Source organism: Lysinibacillus sp. GbtcB16, assembly GCF_019091145.1.
Classification (GTDB): domain Bacteria; phylum Bacillota; class Bacilli; order Bacillales_A; family Planococcaceae; genus Lysinibacillus; species Lysinibacillus fusiformis.
On record NZ_JAGXJV010000093.1, the window covers coordinates 1 to 633 of the forward strand.

General features: G+C 52.9%; 6 tRNA genes. All 6 read right to left on the reverse strand.

The window, feature by feature from the left end:
• Positions 1-2: 2 nt before the first annotated feature.
• The 6 genes from KVT27_RS23460 to KVT27_RS23485 all read right to left on the reverse strand — a co-directional run bounded on the left by KVT27_RS23460 (position 3) and on the right by KVT27_RS23485 (position 556).
• A tRNA-Arg gene (locus tag KVT27_RS23460) sits at positions 3-76 on the reverse strand.
• 6 nt (positions 77-82) lie between these two features.
• A tRNA-Leu gene (locus KVT27_RS23465) sits at positions 83-171 on the reverse strand.
• A gap of 5 nt (positions 172-176) precedes the next feature.
• Positions 177-251, reverse strand: a tRNA-Gly gene (locus KVT27_RS23470).
• A 37-nt stretch (positions 252-288) separates the two neighbouring features.
• Positions 289-373: transfer RNA gene (locus tag KVT27_RS23475), tRNA-Leu, on the reverse strand.
• 23 nt (positions 374-396) lie between these two features.
• Positions 397-472, reverse strand: a tRNA-Lys gene (locus tag KVT27_RS23480).
• Between the two features lie 8 nt (positions 473-480).
• Positions 481-556, reverse strand: a tRNA-Thr gene (locus tag KVT27_RS23485).
• Positions 557-633 lie beyond the last annotated feature (77 nt).

The window sequence follows — 633 nt, forward strand, 5'->3', positions numbered from 1 at the left end:
GGCGCGCCCGACAGGAGTCGAACCCATAACCTTCTGATCCGTAGTCAGACGCTCTATCCAATTGAGCTACGGGCGCATAAAATGGTGCCGAGGACCGGAATCGAACCGGTACGGTAGTCACCTACCGCAGGATTTTAAGTCCTGTGCGTCTGCCAGTTCCGCCACCCCGGCACATTTGGAGCGGAAGACGAGGTTCGAACTCGCGACCCCCACCTTGGCAAGGTGGTGTTCTACCACTGAACTACTTCCGCATGTGCATAAGTTTTTTTATCTGGCATATTTAAAAAATGGTGCGGGTGAAGGGAGTCGAACCCCCACGCCTTGCGGCGCTAGATCCTAAGTCTAGTGCGTCTGCCAATTCCGCCACACCCGCTTAATATGGTTGGTACTTATAAATGGTGAGCCATGAAGGACTCGAACCTTCGACCCTCTGATTAAAAGTCAGATGCTCTACCAACTGAGCTAATGGCTCGTCTAAAATGGTGCCGGCTATAGGAATCGAACCCACGACCTACTGATTACAAGTCAGTTGCTCTACCTGCTGAGCTAAACCGGCAAATGGTGGAGGATGACGGGCTCGAACCGCCGACCCTCTGCTTGTAAGGCAGATGCTCTCCCAGCTGAGCTAATCCT